The 4,685-nt window shown below is 52.9% G+C and carries 7 protein-coding genes; all 7 read right to left on the bottom strand.

The annotated features are described in order from the left end of the window. Window positions 1–144: 144 nt before the first annotated feature. From BHE89_RS09805 to BHE89_RS09775, 7 genes are read right to left on the bottom strand one after another with little or no spacing between them, the layout of a single operon-like run. Complete coding sequence (locus BHE89_RS09805) at window positions 145–504, bottom strand: hypothetical protein (RefSeq protein WP_069369939.1); 360 nt, start codon at window positions 502–504, stop codon at window positions 145–147. A gap of 56 nt (window positions 505–560) precedes the next feature. Continuing rightward, complete coding sequence (locus BHE89_RS09800; RefSeq protein WP_011872884.1) at window positions 561–989, bottom strand: hypothetical protein; 429 nt, start codon at window positions 987–989, stop codon at window positions 561–563. Window positions 990–1,022: 33 nt separating this feature from the next. Beyond that, window positions 1,023–1,883, bottom strand: a complete 861-nt coding sequence (locus BHE89_RS09795; RefSeq protein ID WP_069369940.1) for a DsbA family protein — start codon at window positions 1,881–1,883, stop codon at window positions 1,023–1,025. Between the two features lie 15 nt (window positions 1,884–1,898). Beyond that, the gene (locus tag BHE89_RS09790; RefSeq protein WP_171729966.1) at window positions 1,899–2,858 is read right to left on the bottom strand and encodes a S49 family peptidase; all 960 of its coding nucleotides are present in this window, start codon (window positions 2,856–2,858) and stop codon (window positions 1,899–1,901) included. Then, window positions 2,858–3,712 carry a hypothetical protein gene (locus tag BHE89_RS09785; RefSeq protein ID WP_000539393.1) on the bottom strand — a complete coding sequence of 285 codons (855 nt, stop codon included), beginning with the start codon at window positions 3,710–3,712 and terminating at the stop codon, window positions 2,858–2,860. Before BHE89_RS09785 ends, BHE89_RS09790 begins: the two co-directional genes overlap by 1 nt. A 4-nt stretch (window positions 3,713–3,716) precedes the next feature. Beyond that, window positions 3,717–4,031: a hypothetical protein gene (locus BHE89_RS09780; RefSeq protein ID WP_000902149.1), complete on the bottom strand. Its 315-nt coding sequence runs from the start codon at window positions 4,029–4,031 to the stop codon at window positions 3,717–3,719. Then, window positions 4,021–4,494 (bottom strand): hypothetical protein, encoded by a 474-nt coding sequence (locus tag BHE89_RS09775; RefSeq protein ID WP_000057877.1) that lies wholly within the window; start codon window positions 4,492–4,494, stop codon window positions 4,021–4,023. Before BHE89_RS09775 ends, BHE89_RS09780 begins: the two co-directional genes overlap by 11 nt. Window positions 4,495–4,685 lie beyond the last annotated feature (191 nt).

Raw genomic sequence — 4,685 nt, 5'->3', positions numbered from 1 at the left:
AAACGACCCATGTACTGGCCTCGCCAGTGACGTAAGTGCCACCAACGGAGAAGGACAAGCCAAAGATCCAAATTGCTGCATTCCGGAGTAGGGCATCAACAATGATGTAACTTGCAGCGAGATTGATAATTCCGCGTTTTAGCATTACCCCCTCCCGTTATTCTGATACCTGCCCAGCTCAGCCCTGAGCCTACTAATTTCTTCTGTAGCTTCGGCCAACTGTTCCCGATACTTCTTGAACTGCTGATATGAATGCCAGGACTGTCCTTTCGATACTGACTTCGTGATGGCGGCGACCTCATCCGGCGTCAAACGGGTGAGCTGCTCTTCCGGATAGATCAGGATGGTGTTGCTGTCCCAGTCAAAGCCTGCGTGAATAGCTTTCACCCCCACAGTAGGGGTTCCACCAATCCCACCTGGCTGGTGGATGACAAGCCTCAAAGGCGCTGAGGCCTTGTGTGGATGAAGGCTATCGAGAGCCTCTTTTGCTTCTTGTAACTCCATAGATTCACCTCATAGTGAAATCAGGCCCCGGAGAGCCTGACTTTCACATGTGAAAGTTAATTTGCCTTCTGCTGTCTGGCAGAAACCCTCAAGGCCAGCGCCTTTTGCATGTCGGGCTGCTGGAAACGCACCTTGGTCCGATCAGGCCAACTGTCCATTTCATTGCACCGCAGGGTGTCTATGGCCGCATCACGGTAAACCTGATAAAAGTCAGTTCCACCAATGGAGTTAATTGCCATCATGGCGGCAAACATCGGGTTACTGTTCATGACGCCGGTAAGAGTCTCCGGGGTCATGGGTGTATCGCATGACTTGTTGAGGGCAACCAGCAGGTCATTACCAACCAGGGCACAGGCAGCGCATACCTGTTTGGTATCATCCAAGGCCTTCGTGTATTCGTTGTTTGGCTGAGGGACGCTTGAGCAAGCCGACAGGACAAGCAGCCCCGCCAGAAGGCATCCCAATTTAGTTGTAATCTTGATCATCAGTTCTCACTCCACTTTCACATGTGAAAGTTTTTATTGGTTCGCGGAGTCGTCTTGTTGCGACTCAATCATCATTTTTCGCATCACGGCCATGATGGCTTGTGCCGGTTGAGCGCCGCCGAGAAGCTGGCTCTTGCCGGTATGGTTGTCCACTACAAAAGTGGCTGGCGTCCCGTTGACGCCATAGCTCTTGGCTTTCTGGATGTCAGCTTCAACCTTGTCTTCGTACTTTCCTGAGCCGAGGCACTCCCGGAACGCATCCAGATCAGCACCAACACCAGTGACAACAGAGGCCAGGTCAGCAACACCGCCACCATTCCCCTGGGTATGTTGGAAAATGTCGTTAACGAAGACCCAGAAGCCACGGTTGCCCTTCTGCTCAGCAATACATTCAGCGGCCAGAGCTTCCTTGTGAGCTGCCGGGTTATGGAAATCGAGAGGCATGTGCTTCCACTGCCAATTCACATTGCCTTTGCTGGCATCCACAATTTGTTTGGGTGTGTCGTGGAATCGCTTGCAGAATGGGCACTCCATATCGGAGAACTCCACCAGCGTGAACCGAGCACCAAGGTCCCCGTAGATGTGTTTGCCTTCTTCGACCTTCTCAGGTGCTGCCTCGAACTGGGCATACTTCTGATCGATGTCGGCTTGTTGTTTCTGCGCGACAAACTTGTTGATGCTTTCGGCCACAGCAGCTTCAAACTCTGCCTTGCTTTTGAAGGTGACGCCTTCGGCATCCTTCACCTGGTTGACCGTAGACTTCACGTTGGCGATCTCTTGCGCCAGATCCTTCTCTTTCACGAACTGGTAGATCCCGAACCCGGTTCCTACGAGCCCCAAAAGAATGGCGGCAACAACCCCGAGACGTAGTGATTTGGTACTTTGTTCTGTCATATCAAACTGCTCCTATCAGTAAACTTTCACAGCGCTGAGTTCTTGCACGAAGGAACTGGCTTCGAGCTTCGCTCGTTGGGTCAGTCGCCGGATGATGTCTTCGGTTGGTGTGTAGTCCACCAAATTGCTCTGGTGGATGACGTCTCGCGCCACGGAGTTCAAACTACCCAGGCCATCAATCAGCCCAATGTCTTTGGCCTGCTCCCCGTTCCAGAGCAATCCAGAAAACACCTCTGGGTCGTCTTTCAGTCGATCACCCCGCCCAGCCTTCACTCGTTCGATGAACTGCTGGTGGGTTTTCGATAGAACGCCCTCCCAGAATTTCTTTATGTCAGAGGTAAGAGGGGAGAATGGGTCGAGAAGCGCTTTGTGCTCTCCGGAAGTGATAGCCCGGCGCTCGATGCCGAGCTTGTCCATCAAGCCGGTGAATCCAAACCCCGAGCTGATGACGCCGATAGAACCGACAAGACTGGCGCGGTCAGCATAAATTTCATCCGCAGCAGAGGCGATGTAGTAACCGCCAGAGGCACCGATGTCATCAATGATGGCGTAGATCTTTTTCTCCGGATGAAGGGCTCGCTGCGCCTTCACTTCGTCATAAATCCGTCCTGCTTGAACCGGGCTACCGCCAGGGCTGTTTATGCGAAGCACGATAGCTTGTGAGTTCGGGTTGTCGAATGCAGCTTGGATGGACGGGATAAGGTGATCAGCATCGGCCAGGGTGCCAGCAGCAATTTCACCACGGATGTTGATATACGCGGTGTGAGGGGCTCCTGCCTTGGCGCTTTGCCACGGCATCCCACCCGGATTAGATGCCAAAATGATGAAGCCGATCATGAGAAGCACGAAACCCGATGCGCGAAGCACACGCAACATGGTCCGCCAGCGCCGGTCTTTCACCTGCTCTTTATGCAGGGTGAACATGTACTTCTCAATGAGTTCTTTCTCCCAGGGGATCTCTTTGTTTTCTGCCATTAGTTTTTCCTTTTGCATGTTTCGATTATCTGTCCCCAGAACTCTTCATCAGCGCTATCAGCCCGGTCTTTGACTTTCTGGTAAACAAGGTTGGTGTTGAGCTGATGCTCACGACAGAACTGAGCAATGTTGCTGTAGGTCCTGTCCAGATAGGTGAAGGGTTTCCCTTTACCTTTTTTCTTGGCGAGGATGAGCTTCCACTCATCATTGGAGAGTTTGTCTGCGGCCTTCCCGGTGTCCGCAATGCGCCTACGCACCGTTACCGGATCAAGTCCATGTGCTCTGGCTATGCTGGCAACGCAGTTGAACTTCCGACCGTCAATCATGACAGTAGGCAAATCACCAGCGGCAGCCTCCTTGAATCGGAAACCTCTGTAACCTGGTTTGAAGATCCCAGGAGCAAGTTGCTCACGGAACTCGATTGCTTGTTCTGACCTGACAAACTTGCTGTCGATTTTGCCGAGCATGTACTTAGCCCGAGCGATTACCTGGTAAAGCGTCTTCTCCAGGAGCATGGCGTCAGCAGCTCGACTCGGAAGACCTATGTCGTCTTCTTGCTCGATACCCAACATTTCTGCATGGCTGGAGCCTTCTGCATGTCGGAAACAGCCGTCGTACTCAAAAAGAAAGGAGGCCAAACCTCCTCTCAGCTTTGCTTTGAACCGGGTGTTGGCCGCGTTCTCTGGCGCTGGTGCCAGCTCGGACACTTCAAGCCCTAGATTTGCGGCCAACTTCCGCAGGTCTTCCTCTCCAATTCGGCATCCAGGCTGCATAACCTGCGCCAGAGCAGATTCATCAGCACATCCGCGTTCTTTCAGCTCAGCCAAGAGGTAGGGAACTCGTACTACCCCCATAAGCTCAAGCTCCCTGAATCGCGTGGACCACCAGCTCACAGAGTTTCCCGTACACAGGGGCAAGGCAGAGTGAAGCCATCACCATGCCAAAGGCTTTCGATGGAGCCTCTTTGGCGAACTTGGTCAACCACGGCATCATGCCGCACAGAGCAGCAACCATAGCGCCAGCCACCCCCAGGGAAGGGAATGCCATCACTTGGGCCAGAATGAAGAAACACTGGGCGTATGCCGCATGGGTCATCGCCTTCTTATCTGCTGCCGTGAACTCCACGGCATCTACGCTTTTGACTTTTTCCATCACATTGTCCTCATGCAACATCAGGTTTTCCGAAAAATTTCTCATACACTTCGAGGTCGAAGGCCAGCATGGTCTTTGCCGCCTTTTCACTAAGCTGGTGGAGGCTAAGCATCTGAACCTTGTCAGTGCCGGTCACTTGCAGATCCACCGCGAACCACGTCCCACCTTTGGTCACGGCCAGAACTTGCACCGCCCAGGGCTTATCCAGTCGTTCGGGCGGAGTGATCATGTTCGACACTTTGGCCACCGTCGCGGTTGAACCTACCCAGTGCTTGTCGAACGCAATGACGTTCAACGCTTCAAACGCATCCTTCGCAGCTTTAAACCGGCTCCGAACAGCATCTTGTTGCTTCCAAGCCATGAACTGGAGAAGGGTCATTCCACCAGCCATAAGGGTGAGAAAACTCAAGCCATTGGCGGCGGCTACGACCGTCGCTACCAAGGACCCCAACATGACGAAGCGGTTATGTTTAAGCTGGGCCACTATTCACCTCCTATACCAACCAGCGTACAGGACTTTTCAAAAATGCAACCCCGCCTAGCTGCCCAATTCGGGCAACCCTGATTCAATCCAGAAATTTCACATGTGAAACTTTCCGCCACAGGAACAGGAGGTTTTTACCTGACCAGAACGGATGGACTGATAGCGGTGCCACAGCTTGACCACTTCTTTTT

The sequence above is a fragment of the Shigella sp. FC1967 genome (assembly GCF_001743005.1).
GTDB lineage: Bacteria > Pseudomonadota > Gammaproteobacteria > Enterobacterales > Enterobacteriaceae > Proteus.
Note: the sequence above shows the minus strand (reverse complement) of the source record. Positions and strands in the feature narration are given on the sequence as shown.

Coding starts and splice junctions, on each gene's coding strand:
- BHE89_RS09805 (WP_069369939.1), bottom strand. CDS start 504: ATGGAGTTACAAGAAGCAAAAGAGGCTCTCGATAGCCTTCATCCACAC.
- BHE89_RS09800 (WP_011872884.1), bottom strand. CDS start 989: ATGATCAAGATTACAACTAAATTGGGATGCCTTCTGGCGGGGCTGCTT.
- BHE89_RS09795 (WP_069369940.1), bottom strand. CDS start 1,883: ATGACAGAACAAAGTACCAAATCACTACGTCTCGGGGTTGTTGCCGCC.
- BHE89_RS09790 (WP_171729966.1), bottom strand. CDS start 2,858: ATGGCAGAAAACAAAGAGATCCCCTGGGAGAAAGAACTCATTGAGAAG.
- BHE89_RS09785 (WP_000539393.1), bottom strand. CDS start 3,712: ATGGGGGTAGTACGAGTTCCCTACCTCTTGGCTGAGCTGAAAGAACGC.
- BHE89_RS09780 (WP_000902149.1), bottom strand. CDS start 4,031: ATGTTGCATGAGGACAATGTGATGGAAAAAGTCAAAAGCGTAGATGCC.